Source organism: Streptomyces sp. NBC_00859 (genome assembly GCF_045161865.1).
Classification (GTDB): Bacteria; Actinomycetota; Actinomycetes; order Streptomycetales; family Streptomycetaceae; genus Streptomyces.
In genome coordinates, this window is the sequence record NZ_CP108826.1 from 4,216,789 (window position 1) to 4,233,297 (window position 16,509).

14 protein-coding genes and 4 tRNA genes are annotated in these 16,509 nt (G+C 64.7%); 11 read left to right on the top strand and 7 right to left on the bottom strand.

Going from position 1 to position 16,509, the window contains the following annotated elements; genetic code table 11:
• Window positions 1-99 precede the first annotated feature (99 nt).
• Complete coding sequence (locus OG584_RS18125) at window positions 100-1,167, top strand: ABC transporter permease (protein ID WP_405779095.1); 1,068 nt, start codon at window positions 100-102, stop codon at window positions 1,165-1,167.
• A 77-nt stretch (window positions 1,168-1,244) separates the two neighbouring features.
• Here OG584_RS18125 and OG584_RS18130 read toward each other — a convergent pair.
• The 4 genes from OG584_RS18130 to OG584_RS18145 all read right to left on the bottom strand — a co-directional run bounded on the left by OG584_RS18130 (window position 1,245) and on the right by OG584_RS18145 (window position 3,195).
• Window positions 1,245-1,318 (bottom strand) — tRNA-Phe (locus OG584_RS18130).
• A gap of 20 nt (window positions 1,319-1,338) precedes the next feature.
• Window positions 1,339-1,413 (bottom strand) — tRNA-Asp (locus OG584_RS18135).
• A gap of 39 nt (window positions 1,414-1,452) precedes the next feature.
• A tRNA-Glu gene (locus OG584_RS18140) sits at window positions 1,453-1,525 on the bottom strand.
• 80 nt (window positions 1,526-1,605) lie between these two features.
• Complete coding sequence (locus OG584_RS18145) at window positions 1,606-3,195, bottom strand: metallophosphoesterase (RefSeq protein WP_405779097.1); 1,590 nt, start codon at window positions 3,193-3,195, stop codon at window positions 1,606-1,608.
• Window positions 3,196-3,270: 75 nt separating this feature from the next.
• Here OG584_RS18145 and OG584_RS18150 point away from each other — a divergent pair, with 75 nt between their 5' ends.
• The 10 genes from OG584_RS18150 (at window position 3,271) to OG584_RS18195 (ending at window position 14,349) form a co-directional block, all read left to right on the top strand.
• Window positions 3,271-3,621, top strand: coding sequence for a metallopeptidase family protein (locus tag OG584_RS18150; protein ID WP_405779099.1), 351 nt, complete (start codon window positions 3,271-3,273; stop codon window positions 3,619-3,621).
• A gap of 227 nt (window positions 3,622-3,848) precedes the next feature.
• Entirely contained in the window at window positions 3,849-4,472 is a 624-nt protein-coding gene (locus OG584_RS18155; protein WP_405779100.1) for a hypothetical protein, read from the top strand.
• A gap of 184 nt (window positions 4,473-4,656) precedes the next feature.
• The gene (locus OG584_RS18160) at window positions 4,657-6,954 is read left to right on the top strand and encodes a DEAD/DEAH box helicase (protein WP_405779101.1); all 2,298 of its coding nucleotides are present in this window, start codon (window positions 4,657-4,659) and stop codon (window positions 6,952-6,954) included.
• Window positions 6,955-7,208: 254 nt separating this feature from the next.
• A complete protein-coding gene (locus OG584_RS18165; protein WP_405779103.1) occupies window positions 7,209-7,583 on the top strand; it encodes a VOC family protein in 375 nt (124 codons plus the stop codon).
• A gap of 138 nt (window positions 7,584-7,721) precedes the next feature.
• Window positions 7,722-7,794: transfer RNA gene (locus OG584_RS18170), tRNA-Lys, on the top strand.
• A gap of 426 nt (window positions 7,795-8,220) precedes the next feature.
• Window positions 8,221-8,421: a hypothetical protein gene (locus OG584_RS18175; RefSeq protein ID WP_405779105.1), complete on the top strand. Its 201-nt coding sequence runs from the start codon at window positions 8,221-8,223 to the stop codon at window positions 8,419-8,421.
• 1,559 nt (window positions 8,422-9,980) lie between these two features.
• Complete coding sequence (locus OG584_RS18180) at window positions 9,981-10,529, top strand: hypothetical protein (protein ID WP_405779107.1); 549 nt, start codon at window positions 9,981-9,983, stop codon at window positions 10,527-10,529.
• 583 nt (window positions 10,530-11,112) lie between these two features.
• Window positions 11,113-13,092, top strand: a complete 1,980-nt coding sequence (locus OG584_RS18185) for an alpha/beta hydrolase (protein ID WP_405779109.1) — start codon at window positions 11,113-11,115, stop codon at window positions 13,090-13,092.
• Between the two features lie 20 nt (window positions 13,093-13,112).
• A complete protein-coding gene (locus OG584_RS18190) occupies window positions 13,113-13,796 on the top strand; it encodes a hypothetical protein (protein WP_405779110.1) in 684 nt (227 codons plus the stop codon).
• A gap of 415 nt (window positions 13,797-14,211) precedes the next feature.
• Entirely contained in the window at window positions 14,212-14,349 is a 138-nt protein-coding gene (locus tag OG584_RS18195) for a hypothetical protein (RefSeq protein ID WP_405779112.1), read from the top strand.
• Window positions 14,350-14,364: 15 nt separating this feature from the next.
• Here the strand turns inward: OG584_RS18195 and OG584_RS18200 are convergent, their stop codons facing one another.
• From OG584_RS18200 to OG584_RS18210, 3 genes are all read right to left on the bottom strand, one after another.
• The gene (locus OG584_RS18200) at window positions 14,365-15,048 is read right to left on the bottom strand and encodes a class I SAM-dependent methyltransferase (protein WP_405779113.1); all 684 of its coding nucleotides are present in this window, start codon (window positions 15,046-15,048) and stop codon (window positions 14,365-14,367) included.
• A gap of 12 nt (window positions 15,049-15,060) precedes the next feature.
• The gene (locus OG584_RS18205) at window positions 15,061-16,203 is read right to left on the bottom strand and encodes a hypothetical protein (protein ID WP_405779114.1); all 1,143 of its coding nucleotides are present in this window, start codon (window positions 16,201-16,203) and stop codon (window positions 15,061-15,063) included.
• 111 nt (window positions 16,204-16,314) lie between these two features.
• Window positions 16,315-16,482 carry a hypothetical protein gene (locus OG584_RS18210; protein ID WP_405779115.1) on the bottom strand — a complete coding sequence of 56 codons (168 nt, stop codon included), beginning with the start codon at window positions 16,480-16,482 and terminating at the stop codon, window positions 16,315-16,317.
• Window positions 16,483-16,509 lie beyond the last annotated feature (27 nt).

The window sequence follows — 16,509 nt, forward strand, 5'->3', positions numbered from 1 at the left end:
ACCTGATCCAGGATCTCACCCTGCGCAACCCGCTGGCGAACGGATTTGACCGCCAGACCTGGGCGAGTATGTCCGTAATATCTGGTTTAGCTTGGTTCCATGCCCGACGAGACGGAACACCACGGCGCCCACAGCGCCCACGGCAGGCATCCGACCGGGGCCGAGCGGTGGGACGCGTTCCGCAAGTCGCCCTTCGTGCCGGCGACCGTGCTGCTGTTCATCCTGGCCGCCGCCGCGGGGCTCTTCGCCGGTTCGTACACCTACTTCATGGCGAACCCGACCCCGCACCGCGTGCCGACCGCCGTGGTCGGTCCGTACGGATCGCCGACCGGGAAACGGTTCATCGGCGGGATGGAGAAGGCACTCCACGCCTCGCTGAAGCTGCACACGTACTCCACGGACGCGCAGGCCCGGCGGGCCGTGGACCAGCAGAAGGTCTTCGCGATCGTCCACGTGCACAGCCGTGCGGTCGAGCTCGACGTGTCCGGGGCGTCGGGAGCGTCGGTCGCCCAGGTGCTGGTGGAGTCCGCGCCCGCGGTGGCGAAGGCGACCGGGGTTCCCGTGCGGGTGAAGGACATCAACCCTCTCCAGAAGGGCGACCCGCGGGGTCTCGCGCTCTTCTACATCTCGCTGGCCGCGGTGATCGTCGGCTTTGTCGGCGCGATCCAGCTCTCCGTGCACGCCCGCGGCCTGAATCCGGCGGAGCGCATCGGGTACATCGTCGCCAACGCACTGCTCGGCGGCTTCGCCATCGCGGCCGTCGTCGACTGGTGGCTGGGCGCGCTGGATCTGCCGTTCGTGGAGTCCTGGCTGATCCTGGCCTTCACGATGTTCACGTCCGGCATGGTCTTCACGATGTTCAACACCCTCATCGGCCGCTGGGCGATGCTGCCGACCTGGGGTCTCATGGTGCTGCTCGGCAACCCGTCGTCGGGCGGCGCGGTGTCCTGGCCGCTGCTTCCGTCGACGCTGGGTCACATCGGGCAGTGGCTGCCGCCGGGCGCCTCGGTCAACGCGCAGCACACCGCGGTGTACTTCGGCGGCGACCAGCACCTGTTCCCGTTCCTGGTGCTGGCGGCGTGGTCGCTGGTGTCCTGCGCCGTCTTCTGGATCTGGCGCCACCGGCACCCGGGCGGCCGTACGGTACTGGGCGGCCGGCGGGCTTGAGGCCGCCCGGCCGTGTCCGCGGAGCCGGCCCCGGACATGCGAAAAGCCCCGACGGCGGGTCGGGGCTTTCGAAGCTGTGGCTGGGGCCGGGATCGAACCGGCGACCTATCGCTTTTCAGGCGATCGCTCGTACCAACTGAGCTACCCAGCCACGCATCTCGGAAGATGCAGCGGTCCTGACGGGATTTGAACCCGCGGCCTCCACCTTGACAGGGTGGCGAGCACTCCAAACTGCTCCACAGGACCAAGCAATGTGCGAGAAATATTCTCGCACACAGTATTGCGTGCCCCCAACGGGATTCGAACCCGTGCTACCGCCTTGAAAGGGCGGCGTCCTGGGCCACTAGACGATGAGGGCTAAGGGCCCGCCTGGGCGCTTTGCAGCGCGTCGGGGACGTCCGAAGCATATGGGATGTCGGGACGGTTCGCCAAAACGGTTTACCGGGACCGGGGTGACGGCGTGGCTCCGGGCAGGTTGTCCGCGGGGAGGTGCCGGCTGACCTCGGCCGTCGTCAGGCCCAGTCCGCCCAGTGTGATCTCGTCCCAGGCCTGCAGGCGGCGGGTCGACCGGTCCAGGTAGAGCACCGATGCGAGCACCTTCTCCGGATGCTTGTTCTGAACCGCCCGCAGCCCCCCGCCGCCCGTGGAGCCCTCCACCTTCAGCCGGGTGCCGAGCGGGAGCATCCGGTTCTCGCGGTGGTGCACGTGCCCGGCGAGCACCAGCGGGACCGTGCCGTCCGTCTCACGGGCGGCCGGCGGCTCGTGAGCCACCGCGATGTCGACGGGGGTACCGGCTTTCCGCTGGTCCCGGATCGCCGATGCGAGCCGGATTCCCGCGAGGCGCTCCGCCGCGTCTCCGCCGGGCACGGTCGAGCGGTCCGGCGTGAACTGCGGGTCGCCGGTCCCCGCGATCCGCAGACCGCCGACCGTCACGGCGCTGCCGTTGTCGAGCACGTGCACGTTCCTCAGGTGCTTCAGGTACTTCTGGGTGGTGGCCGAATCGTGGTTCCCGCGCACCCAGACGTACGGCGCCCCGAGGTCCGGTACCGGGTCGAGGAAGGTGTTCTCGGCCGCGCTCCCGTGGTCCATCGTGTCGCCCGAGTCGATGATCACGTCGATCCGGTACTGCTTCACGAGCGAGCCGATGATCTGCCACGAAGCCGGGTTGAGGTGGATGTCGGAGACGTGCAGGACACGGATCGTGCCGGGGTCCGGCTGGTAGGCGGGGAGGGTCGACGTGGCGTCGTACAGCTTCGTCACGTTGGTGACGAGGCGCGCCAACTCCTCCTGGTAGACGTTGAACCCGGTGACGATCGAGCGGGCGTTGCCCACCACCTGCGGGGCGGACGAGAGCAGCCCGGAGAACTTCGGCTCAAGCACCGACTTGGGGTTCCAGGTCGCGTACGCGGTGGCGCCCGAAGCCGCGAGAAGTGCGAGCGCGAGACCTCCGGCCAGCAGGGCGCGGCGCGGCCTGCGGTAGACGACGAGGCCGAGCGTGGTGGCGCCGATCACCACGGCGGCGCAGGAGCGTGCGGCCAGGTCCAGCGTGTTGTGCTCGACGTCGTGGGCGATCTCGTCCTGGAGCCCGGAGATCCGCTCGGGGTGCTGCACCAGGGCCTGGGAGCGGACCGGGTCGAGGCGGTCGACGTCGACGTCGAGACGGATGGGTGCCGTGTGCGAATCGAGTTCGAGCGCACCGAGCGGCGAGACGTTGATCTTGGTGCCACCGGTGAGGGACGGCCGCAGCGTCATCGTGGTGTCCATCGGGCCGACCTGCGACCGGACGTCGCCCACCACCAGAAGACCCAGCCAGGCGCCGAGCAGGACGACAGCCACCATGACCGGCCCCCGTACCCAGACGGGCGGGCGGGGTGCGAGGGAGAGCTCCGGTGACACGGATCGGGGGCCGCGATGGCCCTTTGTGCGCGGCCGCCCGGCACGTGGCCCCCGGATGTGGGGGCGGCGCGCGCTGAGTGCCCGGACGGTGCGCAGCGCCCGGAGTTGCCGTAGTCGGTCGGCGGCGGCCATTTGTGCGGTATGCCCAGCAGCGGGAAGTCCCATGCGGACACAGCGCATACGGGGGAACTACGGGACAATGGGCGGGTGCTGGAGATGACGCGTGAGGAGTTCGAGGAACTGGTCGCCGAGGCGCTGGACCGTATCCCGCCGGAGCTGACCCGGCTGATGGACAACGTGGCGGTGTTCGTCGACGACGAGCCCGCGGCCGGCGACCCGGAGCTGCTCGGCCTCTACGAGGGGACGCCGCTGACGGAGCGCGGCGAGTGGTACGCCGGTGTCCTGCCGGACCGGATCACCGTCTACCGGGGTCCGACGCTGCGGATGTGCTCCTCGCGCGAGGCGGCGGTCGCCGAGACGGAGATCACCGTGGTGCACGAGATCGCCCACCACTTCGGGATCGACGACGAGCGGCTGCACGCGCTCGGGTACGGCTGAGCCACGGGGTACGGCTGAGCCACGGGGTACGGCCGGAGCGGCGCCGTGCGGGCGTACCGCGGTCCGGGTGCGGCCGGGGCGCGCGGTGTCCGGGGCCGCCGGTATGCGCCTTCCGCCGTGGCCGGGCGGCACGGGTGTACGGGCATGACGGCGGGCGTGTCCCTTCCGGGCGCCGGGGAGTTGGGCAGGGCGGTCCCGCCAGCCCGCTCCCCCCGGAGGTGCGCCCCGTGCGCCAGTCGCCTGTCCCTGCCCGGTTGATCGCCGCCGTGATGACGGTGGCGGCATCGGCGGGCTGTATGAGCATCACCGACCACCCGGGCAAGCCGGGGCCGTCCACCACGGCGGGGACGCGGCGGGCGGACGCGCGGTCGGACGGCGCCGCCGCCGCCCCCGACGGCGGCGGGCACGGCCGGGTGCACGGTGCGGACGGGAGCGGCAAGGACGGCGGGGGGCAGCCGGCGCACGGGAAGGCCGCCGGAAAGGCCGGGCGGGACGAGGGGAGCGCGGGGAAGAAGGCCGGTGACGACGACGGGTCGTCGGCGCGTCCGGCACGGTCGCAGGCCCCGCACGCGCCTCGCCCCGGCCACTCGCGTCCGGGGCGGCCGCCGGGGTGGGGCGGCAGGCCTTCGGGCCGTCCGGCGCCGCCCGCCACCAGTCCCACGCCGCCCGCACAGCCGACGGACCCGCCGCGGACGAGTGCGGCGCCCGACCCGGGCAGCTCGCCGCCGGGCGCCACATCGACCGCGGCGGCGAGGCCTGCCAGGCGGTCCGAGGTGATGCTGATTCCGCTGGCATCACCGCAGGCCGAGCCGGTGCAGCAGGCCGGGTTTGCCAGAACGGGGGAAGGGTGAGTATGGTAGTAGATCGTTTGATCCCATTGCCCGACGCCACTGTGTTTCTTGATCAGCAAGAGGCCAAGAGCGTCCCGAGGCGCGTACTCTCCCTTACCGTGACTGGTCCGCATTGAGGCGGTCGAAATAGCGATTCACGGAGTTATGGGCGCGTGCCGAGACTCCGGAAGGTTTCGCATTTCGCATGTCCAATTTCAATTCTGACCACGCCGTCATGCCCGAGAACGACGAGATTGTCGCCGACGCCGAGGCTGTCGTGGTCGAGGTCGAAGAGGCCGTCGCCGAGGCCGTAGCCGCCGAGGACACCGCCACTGAGGCCGCAGTTTCCGACGAGTCCGACGCCGCCGTCACCGGCGAGTCCGTCTCCGACGAAGCCGTCTCCGACGCCGAGCCCGCTGAGCCGACCGTGACCTTCGGGTCGCTGGGTCTGCCCGAAGGCATCGTCCGCAAGCTCGCCCAGAACGGCGTCACCGCGCCCTTCCCGATCCAGGCCGCGACCATCCCGGACGCCCTGGCCGGCAAGGACATCCTGGGCCGTGGCCGTACCGGCTCCGGCAAGACCCTCTCCTTCGGCCTCCCGCTGCTGGCGACTCTCGCCGGCGGGCACACCGAGAAGAAGAAGCCGCGCGGCATCATCCTCACCCCGACCCGTGAGCTCGCGATGCAGGTCGCGGACGCCCTTCAGCCGTACGGCGACGTGCTCGGCCTGAAGATGAAGGTCGTCTGCGGCGGTACGTCCATGTCCAACCAGATCTACGCCCTTGAGCGCGGTGTCGACGTCCTCGTCGCCACCCCGGGCCGTCTGCGCGACATCATCAACCGCGGCGCCTGCTCGCTGGCGAGCGTCCAGGTCGCCGTCCTCGACGAGGCCGACCAGATGTCCGACCTGGGCTTCCTGCCCGAGGTCACCGAGCTGCTCGACCAGATCCCCGGCGGCGGCCAGCGCATGCTCTTCTCCGCCACGATGGAGAACGAGATCGGCACGCTGGTCAAGCGCTACCTGACCAACCCGGTCAGCCACGAGGTGGACAGCGCCCAGGGCAACGTCTCGACCATGTCGCACCACGTCCTCGTCGTGAAGCCGAAGGACAAGGCGCCCGTCACGGCCGCCATCGCCGCCCGCAAGGGCCGCACGATCATCTTCGTGCGGACCCAGCTGGGCGCCGACCGTATCGCCGAGCAGCTCGTCGAGTCGGGCGTCAAGGCGGACGCGCTGCACGGCGGCATGACCCAGGGCGCCCGTACCCGCGTGCTCGAGGACTTCAAGAAGGGTTACGTCAACGCGCTCGTCGCGACCGACGTCGCCGCCCGCGGTATCCACGTCGACGGCATCGACCTGGTCCTGAACGTGGACCCGGCCGGGGACCACAAGGACTACCTGCACCGCTCGGGCCGTACCGCCCGCGCCGGCAAGTCCGGTGTTGTCGTCTCGCTGTCGCTGCCGCACCAGCGCCGCCAGATCTTCCGGCTGATGGAGGACGCGGGCGTCGACGCCGCGCGTCACATCGTCCAGGGCGCCGGGGTGTTCGAGCCCGAGGTCGCCGAGATCACCGGTGCCCGTTCGCTGACCGAGGTCCAGGCCGACTCCGCGAACAACGCCGCCAAGCAGGCGGAGCGCGAGGCGAAGGACCTCACCCGTGAGCTGGAGCGCATCCAGCGCCGTGCGACCGAGCTGCGCGAGGAGGCGGACCGCCTGGTGGCGCGTGCCGCCCGCGAGCGTGGCGAAGACCCGGAGGCCGCTGTCGCCGAGGTGCTGCAGGCCGCGGAAGCCGAGATCGCGGCCGCCGTACCGGAGCAGCCGAGGGCGGAGCAGCGCGAGGAGCGCCGCGACGACCGCGGTAACTTCGGCCGGCGTGACGACCGGGGCGGCGACCGCGGTGGTTACCGCGGCGGCGACCGTGGTGGTGACCGCGGTGGTTTCCAGCGCCGTGACGACCGCGGTGGTGACCGTGGTGGTTTCCAGCGTCGTGACGACCGTGGTGGCAACGGTGGCGGCTTCCGCCGCGACGACCGTCCGTCCGGTGGTTCCGCCGGTGGGTTCCGTGGTGGCGAGCGTCGTGACAACGACCGTCCGTCCGGCGGTTTCCGCCGTGACGACCGTGGTGGCAACGGTGGCGGCTTCCGCCGCGACGACCGTCCGTCCGGTGGTTCCGCCGGTGGGTTCCGTGGTGGCGAGCGTCGTGACAACGACCGCCCGGCCGGTGGCACCGGTGGCGGGTTCCGTGGCGGCGAGCGTCGTGACGACCGTGGTGGCAACGGTGGCGGCTTCCGCCGCGACGACCGCCCCACCGGTGGTCACCGCGGCAGTGACCGTCCGTTCAACCGTGACCGCCGGGACGACCGCCCCACCGGCGGATTCCGCTCCGGCAGCAGCGACCGCCCGACCGGCCGCCGCGACGACCACCGCACGACCGGCACCGGCACCGGCACCGGTTCGTTCGGCCGCCGCGACGACAAGCCGCGCTGGAAGCGCAACAGCTGACACACCACCACCTGCCCGGCGTGAGCCGGTGACTCGGTGACCAGGTGAACCAGGAAGCGGGCCCCTCCTTCACAGGAGGGGCCCGCTTCTCTGTCGCTCTGATGTTCTGTCCTGCTGTCCGGCAGTCCTGCTGTTCCCCGTGCCGTGGATGCGACCGATGACTTCTGCGGGGCTCTGCGGTCCTCACCATGTGGACGGCGCATCGGGCGCCGTACACGGACCGGCAGTACCGGAACGAGAGGCAGGCACACCCCATGGCAGTCCCGGGCAACATCACCGGACTCGGAGTCGTTCTCGGCAGCACGGACCCCGAACGGCTCATCGAGTGGTACCGCGCCGCACTGGAACCGCTGGGGGCCCGCTGGGAGGGCCACATGCTCGTCATCGGACAGCAGGCGGTCATCGGGTTCGACCGGCGCGACGACGTGGCGGACAAGGCCGCAGAGCCCGGCAGGCACCTGGTCAACATCACGGTGCGCGATATCCGGGCGGCCGAGAAGCACTTCAACAGCCTGGGTGTGACCTGGGTCAGGCCGGTCGAGGAAGCCGGGGGCGGATGGTTCTTCTCCACCCTGCTGGACCCCGTCGGCAATTACCTGCAAGTGCTCCAGGGCCCCGAGGCTCCCTGAGCGGGACCGGCGCCCCCGCCGCCCCACCTGTCCGCCGGCGGCCGGCACCGGCCGCGGGCGGAGTCCGACGTGCCCAGTAGGGGATACCCGATCGGCTGCCGGGCACGCTCCCGCTATGCTCGGGGGGTGCTTCGGCACGGACCGTTAGCTCAATTGGCAGAGCAGTGGACTTTTAATCCATTGGTTGTGGGTTCGAGTCCCACACGGTCTACCGGGAGCAGGAGGGGGAAACTCCATCTGACCTGCTAAGAAGTGCCCCGACCGGCCACATCCGCTCGGGGCACTTCTGTTTTTCCGGGATCGTGCGTGAGCGGATGTGCCCGCATCCGCTTGGACGGCGCGGACGCACGACCGGAGCCGGGGGACGAGCTTCTCGGCGTTCTCGGCGTTCTCGGGGTCTCGCGGTCGGGCTCGGGGAGCGGACTCGTGTAGGTGTCCGCGGTGAGCACGATCGTGGAGTGCCCCAACGTCTCCTTCACGGCGTGGATGTCGTCGTCGCCGCCGCCTCCGTGCGTGAGCGTGGCCGCGACGTGACGCAGATCGCGCCGGGTGACGGGCCGCAGATCCGTGGTTGCCGGAATGCGGCGGAACGTCTCGGAGACGGTATCGGAGTGAAGCGCCGTCCCGTCCGCCTGGGGTGAAGACCTTGCCGGTCTCCTTCCAGTTGCTGGAGCTGATCGCCGAAGCCCTGCGCCTGTCCGCCGAACCGGACGAGCACCTCGACCCGCACATCGTCACCGGCTTCGCCATGCTCGGTAGGTCGTCCGACCCGGGCGGAATGAGGACGCCAGGTACGGGCCCGCAGCCAGAGCTCGGTGAAGTCGTGTTCATCGTGTAGAAGAACTCCGACTGGAGGCCCAGCTGGCCGGTGAGCGCCCCCGGCGGCGGTCATCGGCTAGTTGCGTCGCTTGTAGTGCTTGGACACTGGCCGAGTAAACGTCGAAAGGTCGGCATGCAGTTGAAGCCCGCCTGTCAGCGTCGGCGGTGGGAACAGGCCCTGAGGGTCGTTTGGTCGCCAAGGGTTGCCCTTGGCGACCAAAGCTTCCTGTCTCCGCCATCGCTCCATGTCGGCCCCGTCCACTCAGCGCGCAAGGCCAAGACAGCGAACTGACAGAGCACAGGAAGTAACCTAGCCATCCCGCAACAGCAACACCAGGCGCACACCGGCAATGCGGACCGGCGCAAGATCCATGGCCAGCCCCGCAGTCAACAGCCCGGCGCCCAGCCGGAATAAAGGGATGGCGCCGCGGAGAGACCACGGCACAGACCAAGAACAGGACAGCGTGGCACCGGCCCGGGGGAGTCTTGCGTTGCTCTGCCGATCAGCCACGGTGCAGCGAAGAGCGTGGCTGCTCAGACGGGGCAGGACTGCGCAGGGTGGTTGAGCCAGGCAGTTTGCCCTTCCGCCGTGAGCGGGAGCCCGAACTGCTCATAACCTGGGCTGCCCTGTCCGTCCCACCAGTGCCGACTGCCTCTACCTCTTCCGACAGAGAACGGGGTCTCGCTTGGCACACCGTGGCCTTCTACTCACCGTCTCCGAAGATCACCCGTGGCCCACGGTTTGTCTGTCAGCCCCCACTAGCAAACTGGGCGGTCTTCGCGGTTCTCCGCCACGGAACGAACACAGCCACGAATTCAGCAGACCACCAGCGGAGTGGGCTGCATCGAACATGCCCGCTCCAAGGTCCTCATCTGTGCTCGTGGTGAACGACATCACCGCATGCCGCACCCCGTCCGCGCGGAAACGGTGGTCATGACGAGCCCAGTCCAGACACTGAGCTCGGATCTTCATGAACCCCACCGGCCAACAGCACGCTTGGGGTGCATGAGCGGGCTGACAGCCGGACTCCCCTCACCTGCGGGGTGCAGGTTGCGCTCTCAACAACATCGGCAGGTCCATCACAGCGCCCCCTGAGTACGCGTACTCAGTCCTGTACGTACCTGAACGGGCAGCGCGGCAATCACAACCGGGGGCACTCTTGAGTCCGTCTCCCTCCGCCGGATGGTGCGTGATGGCCTCTTGTACCGGACCGCCGATTGACAGAATCAAGCCATCTGGCCGGGCAGCCACAACTGATCGGAATGAATCAAGCCCCGTCACTGTATGCGGACTCGAAGTTCGCTGGCGAAACCAATCATGCATTGGGTAGCGTCAGTTGACTCGATCCTCGTCTCTTGGAGCTCATTGTGGACCGCCGCATCCCACCCAACCGATGAGGAGGGATCTAAAGCCTGGTCAGACATCTTTAACGGGGGGTGAGCCCACACTGGTGCAGGGCAGCATCACGCACCCATCACTGCGGAACGTCGACGGCTGCCATCAGACCACGCCCAAGTCGGGTCGATAAATAAACATGCCCGACTGCAGAGAAACTACTTGCGGAAAGAGCCGTCGAGATGAAATCTCTCACTGTTCAAAAGACTTCCCTGGTGCTCCTCGCTGTCCTCGCAGCTAGTAGTTGCTCAATCACCGATGGGGCGAAAAAGCGAGGCGATGACGGGCTGTCCTATGGCCGTGCTATGGACGCCATGTATCCAAGCATCCTGAAAGCCATGAAAGCCACTATGCCAAAAATTTCACCCGAAGAAAGCAGTGATAGCGCAGAGTGCGGGGGTATCGGTGATAATCAGAATGCCAGTAAACTAATTGGTCGCGCCAGCGTCTCATTGCCCGGGGCTCCTACCGATGCGCGATCTTCTTCCACGCTGGTTGATGAAATGACTGTCCGCCTGAGCAAGCTTGGATGGAAGGTTGAAAAGTGGCCTTCTAACACTCTTCCGGGTAAATCGAACAGCGTTGTGAAGCATATGAGAAAACCTGGATATTCGGGCGGTGTCAGCGTTTCTGCATACCCGTTCCGATTGGCTTCGGGAAAAATTTCCCAGTCACTCACCGCTCAAGTTGTAACTGGATGCCTCCGCAATCCTAAATGGATCAGCGGGTGAAGGCGCGAATCCAGGGATGTGCTCAAGACGTTCTGGCTCTATTGGGTCGTCCCGCCTTCGCTCTCCCTTTTCTTGATGGATTCTTTTTCGATCTCTACTGCCATGCTGCCCAACCGCCTCTTGCGTACAGTCAGCTCGCCACGGACCGCGTCCGCGTTTGGGCCCGTCCAACGCCCATTTCCATTGGCTCCTTTGTCTGTGGCGATCTCAATCGGGGCGTCAAGCAGGGTCCTGACATCCTCTGCAAGTTTGCGCAATTTGGACGCTTCAGCTGCTCCCATGATAAATCCTTTCAATTCTGAATACCGGCCAGCCGGGCACTGCTCATCGGGCAACTAGGAAGGTACCGTACTCGACCATGGGGCTACGACTCGCGGATCCTGACAGGCTCGAGCGACTGGCAAGATCGCTTGACAGTAAGGTAAGAGACATTCCCCATTTGATGAGCCGTGCATCAAATTTGGGAGTTTCCGGAGAGCTCGCCGGCCTCGCTCCGATCGCAAGTTGGATCGCAGATACCGCGCACGACCTCCGTCGACGAGCAAAAATCCTTCGGACTCCGTCAAAATCACCATTCGACTCCTTGGATGCCTTCGGGCTACCCAGCTCGTTGGCCAAGAATCCTGCTATCGGAAGAAACCTTGACTCGTCACTGAAAAAAATATTAGCAAGTCATAAATATGATACAGCCAAGCAGCGTGCGCAGGCGATTAAGGACTACTTCGAGACCTTGAGCCCAGCGCAACAAGCCGCAGTAGCAGAGGCCGATCCCAGTGAAGTCGGAAACCTTGACGGCGTCCCCGTAAACATCCGATTCGCAGCGAATCGGATATCGATCCAGGAAGAATACCAGAAGGAGTCGGAGTATCTGAACGGGCTGGCACCGAATGATCGCGCTTACAAGCGTACTCAGGATCGGGTAAACACCCTTCGAGGTTTCCTGGATCCTCGTATTAAGAAATTCAAGGATCCGAAAAAAATGGGAAGGATTACAGAGGTCGAGATGCCTCGACAATTTCTTTTATTTGATGCACATTTTGGATCCACGGGCGATGCGAAGGCTTCGCCGTTCCCGGACGGCAGGGTAGCGGAGGTCGTAGGCGATCTCGAAAGTGCCAAGCACGTTGCTTTCCGAGTACCCGGTATCGGAAATCGTCTGGACGACTTCAACAGTTTCAGTAAGGGCGGTTACGATCTAGCTCAGGATGATCAAGAGGTCGAGAGCCCAGACTCTGCCGTCGTCAGCTGGCTCGGTTATGACACTCCAGAGATGGGCGACAGTGTCGATCCCGCTAAGGCAATCGTCGGCGGACAGCAGCTGAACGCTTTCAGGCAAGGGATATCCGTCAATATTCAGCCGAAGGCCACGACGAGCATCATCGCTCATAGCTACGGGACGCTTGTTACGAGCAAAGCATTGCAGGATGGTCTGACAAACATCAATAACGTCACCTTCATGGGAAGTCCCGGTCTGGGGACCAATATTCATTCGGTCGCAGACTTTCATATGCCGGGTACGAATTTCTATGCCATGCGTGCTCCTGGGGATTTTGTTTCCTACTCGGAAGGGCTTGGAGACGATCCAGCGGATTTTTCCGATATCACTCGACTTTCCACGCACGGTTCCCACGCGCACTCCGAGTACTATAATCGAGACACTGCGTCCTTGGACAATTTGCAGAGGGTTCTTACCGGGGATACAGAAACACTTACCTTCACGCACACTACCCTCGACGAGGAAATGATCGGCGCAACCGAAGAGCGAAAGCTGGTTGCCTTTCTGGAGCAACGCGTTCCACCGAGCGTCGCAGCTAAAATGGGGGCAGACCTCAACCCGATCATCCAGGGAATTGGCGGAAAAAACTCTGTCGAAATAGGTGGAAGCATCGCGAAGGGTCTCGGTGCGATGCATGGCGTGCTCAATAAGTACAACATGTTGGACCGCGTAGATCCTGATGATCTTATGCGTGAACTTCAAGGTCTGAGCGGCGATATCGCGTTCAAGGCCGCTTTTAAGGAAGCTAAGAGGCATGGGGCTTCTGATGCGTCCGCCACAGCGGCGGGTGCCAGCGCTCATCTTGCCGCCGCTGCCACGTTCTCTGGGGTCACATTTACTGCAGGCAAGGTTCTGGAACTCGACCGTCTTCAGAACAATGTCCGGCAGTTGGGTGGGGACCTAGCTACAGGCGGACGGGATATGTTCGGCACGGGGTCCGCGATGGTAGGGGGACTGTCGAATGATGGTCGTCAGATAGTGGGCGATGGATCTGAGTTGGCTGGCAGGCTCGCTGCTGACGCTGGAAGAGTTTCGTACAATATCGGCGACACAATAGCCAACCCATCACACGGCTTCAGTAACGCGACCAACGTGATCAGGTCGGTAGATGCTGCGAAAGACAGCACAATCGATAAGGGGAGAAAGATTGAGGATTCCCTTAGAAGTGCTAAGAATACAATCAGAGACAACGGCGGCCATATGCTGAATACTGCCATCGATATCGGGGGGAAGTCCCTCGGTAAGGGCAAGAACATCGCAATATCTGCCATTAAAGCTATAACCTGAAGAGACCTCAAGGAGTGAACGTGACGGAAGGGCGGGGCAGGCAAAAACTGACTGCTGAAGTCGAGGCTGTACTCACCGCGGTAATGGCCAACGCGTCCGTGCTGAATCTTTCGCCCCCAGGGCCGGCCGAAGGCGTACTCATCACGTCATTCGATGCCGCCGATGCCAGGTCCTGGCAGGAACTCCTCAAGGACCTTACTCATCAGTTGAGGGATCTCGGGTGGTTGGTCGACGAGGAACACCAGGTAGACACGAATCCCGCCGTCCATGCCACGTTTCTCGGGGCCGGGGGAGGTGTGTTCGGCGTACAAGCCACAGCCATCTCTTTCAATGGGCCTGGTGAACAGTTCACAGGGGCAGAGGAGGAAGAGGCCGTAGGGATGACCGTAGCGGATGCCAATCGGGCCGTGTCAGCAGATATGCGTGCCGCCATCAAGGCTGCCACTTCAAAGCGGGTATACCCTGACGACGAGTTTGAGGACCTATCGGTACGGATCGCGGGCTGGAACCCTGAAGAGACCCGGTCCAATGACGTGTTACTGAAGAAGAGCACGGCATATCTAGCCCAGCATGGCTGGAAGATCTTCCCAGAAACGACGGACAGCGACGACCGATCGGCTCTTGTCTTCAAGCCAGGGACGGCGGACGGAAGACTGAATGCCTCAAACCAGGGACTGACGTTTGTCGGCAGACTCGACGTATAGCCGATTCTCTCGTCGGTGACGTTTTCCTCGGTCACGAGCACGGGGGCTGCGCTGGGCCAAGCCAGACCACACGTGTGTCCTCCCGCCCGCACCACAGCCACCGTGGGGCTGGTTGTCAGGTGGTTGCCGTCGTCAGCCTGAGCAGGCAGGGGACATGTGGCGTCCGTAGGCAGCGTGATGCCGGGAAGCACAGCATGGATGGTCATTTGGCCCACCGCTGACCCGAGTTGACGACGGCCGGACGCGCGCTCAATTCCTGTCGCGCCGAGAGTCCATCCACCTTCGGCGGCTTGGCGTCCCACGGTTCCCCACCTTGGAGCGGACGGAGTTGGACGAGGCGGTCCGTCCACTCCCAGTGGTTGCCGGAATGCGGCGGAACGTCTCGGAGACGGTATCGGGATGGAGCGCGCGGCTAGTGCGGATCTCCGAAGCCCGCCAGGAGGCGCTGGTCGCCTCGCTCGCCGAGTACTGCCGCAGCCACGAACTGGAGCTGCCCGGCGGCTTCTTCGATCGCGAGGCGCGTGCCGGCCCCGGCTCGGCTTCACCGGCATGACCGGGTTGTACGTGTTCAGGCCGGAAGCGCGGTGCTGGGCCGGGCGCTGACCCAGGACCGGTTCGGGGTCAGGAAGCTGCCGATCTCCAAGTCTGCCAACGCCAGTTCGTGCTTGAGGGAGTCGTCGTCGACGGGCCTCGTGATCACCGATTGCGACCACTTCGAGCCGTCGATCTCGTAGTCGAGGGTGAAGGTCAGTATCTCGGACGACGCCTGGCTCAGGTCACGCATGCTGATCGTGCATCCGTCCGCCACCTCCCGCTTGAACGGCGGCTCGTCGACGTAGCTCCGCTCCGGCGGGTCCCGCTGGATGAGCACCTGCCCCTGGTCTTTTACGTGGGCCCGGCAGATCGTGAGAAATGCCCGGACCTGCTCGATATCCGGGTTCTCGATCAAATGCGACATCAGGAGAACCACGTCGAATCGGCGACCGAGTGCCAGGTCCTCGATCCTGGTTTCGACGGTCTTCGCACCCTTGATGTACGCCAGCATGGCAGGCGATTCGTCGACCGCAACTACTTCGTGGCCCAGTTGCAGCAGGGGATGGGTTATTCTCCCCGCGCCCGCTCCCAGGTCGAGGATGCTCGCACCCGCCGGAATAGAATCGTGGATCAGGCGTGGGCTGGAGCCGGCCGGTAGGCGGGCGTAGAACTCCACCGGAGATCCGTCGGGGGAGAGGGGGATTTCAGTCTGCGTCATTGTTCCTGCCGCCTAGGTGGGGCACTGGATGTTGTTTTGCGGCGAGAAGAGGCCGCAGCAATCGCCGTCCAGGTCCTCGTCGAAAACGCCTTCCTCGATGGCCGGATGCTCGCCGGTCAGATTTTTGAAGTCCAGACTTCTCAGCGGTGGCCGGCCGGGGATCTCGATCACGCAGTCGGAGGTGATGAAATCGACGTGCACGTCGCAGGAGTGGACCAGACCTCGTACCTGATTACTTTGGCCGAAGCCGATATGCACGCTCGGGAATCGCTCGTTGAGGTGTGAATTCAGGGAAATGAACCGCTCGATGCCGATGTTGGTGCCGAATCCTAGTTCCCCGACCCGATCGGCGTTCGGCAGCCGCAGGCAGCGTTCGATCAACTTCTTGACCGAGGGATTGTCGCACTTGTAGTCCATCATGATGCCGTTTTCTATCTCGAACACGGCGGGGTGTTCCTGCAGCCGTGCGTCGAGAGTGGTGTACGCGGTCGAGTTGAACGCACCGTCCGCTATGAGTGTGCCGCTTATCTGCGCGGGGTAGGTCGCCACCTCGCCTGCGGGCAGGAGCACGAAGGCTCCCTCCCGGTGGAGCCCGCGATTGCTCACCCAGCGGTAGCGCGCGGGGTCCAGTACTACATCCAGCTCGGATCCGGAGGACGTCCTGACCTTGAACCGCTCGGCGGACCGAAGATTGTGCAGGAGTCCGGCGTTTATGTCGTTCAAGGTGGCCGGCGACGTCGTCACGGCCTGTTTGAAGAATTCCGTGCCGGTCATCACCGTCCGGAAAACTTCGGTCCTCTTTCCGGAGAACGGCTCCAGTGCGTCGCGAATCGAGTCCGACGGCGCGACGATGTCATATTCGATGCAGAGCACGACAAGCCGGTCGGTGATCTGGGCGAGGCCGAATTTTGCGCTGCTGAGCGACTGTCTGACCGCGGCGGCGGACAGGCCTTCCAGATCCATGAGCATTGCGGGAATTCCGCGAATGTCCAGCTCAGCTGCGACCCAGGCGGCCGGTTCACGTGCGCTGCGCGCGTACAGCAGGAGTACTCGATCGTGATCCTTGAGATGGATGTACTGATCGAGCATCAGTGAGACGCCGCGCCAGACCTGTTCGTCAGGCTCCTCATGTGCAACGGGAATTCCCTCGACCAAATCACTATTTCCCATAGTGTGAACACAATCCTAGAAAATAGACCCCATCACAATAGGTAGTAAATGGTGCGCGTGAAGGCCTTCGCCTTTCGCGCGCACCGTCGACCAAGGTCAGTCTTCGGTCTCCCACGCGGAGGTGAAGTCGACCGCTTCATTGTCACTGCCCGAAAGAATGTCTACCGGAGTTGCCGTAGCGACTGGCTTCTCCTGGGTCAGCATGGCGTTCAGTGTTGTTGCCACATGTGCATTGCGTGTTGCTTCCAAGGTTTCGACTGCCATCGAAAACACCGCCTCTCAGTTGGCTCA

Excerpts from the sequence above, each read along its gene's own strand:
- OG584_RS18125 (WP_405779095.1), top strand. The coding sequence starts at position 100 with ATGCCCGACGAGACGGAACACCACGGCGCCCACAGCGCCCACGGCAGG.
- OG584_RS18145 (WP_405779097.1), bottom strand. The coding sequence starts at position 3,195 with ATGGCCGCCGCCGACCGACTACGGCAACTCCGGGCGCTGCGCACCGTC.
- OG584_RS18160 (WP_405779101.1), top strand. The coding sequence starts at position 4,657 with ATGTCCAATTTCAATTCTGACCACGCCGTCATGCCCGAGAACGACGAG.
- OG584_RS18165 (WP_405779103.1), top strand. The coding sequence starts at position 7,209 with ATGGCAGTCCCGGGCAACATCACCGGACTCGGAGTCGTTCTCGGCAGC.
- OG584_RS18180 (WP_405779107.1), top strand. The coding sequence starts at position 9,981 with ATGAAATCTCTCACTGTTCAAAAGACTTCCCTGGTGCTCCTCGCTGTC.
- OG584_RS18200 (WP_405779113.1), bottom strand. The coding sequence starts at position 15,048 with ATGACGCAGACTGAAATCCCCCTCTCCCCCGACGGATCTCCGGTGGAG.
- OG584_RS18210 (WP_405779115.1), bottom strand. The coding sequence starts at position 16,482 with ATGGCAGTCGAAACCTTGGAAGCAACACGCAATGCACATGTGGCAACA.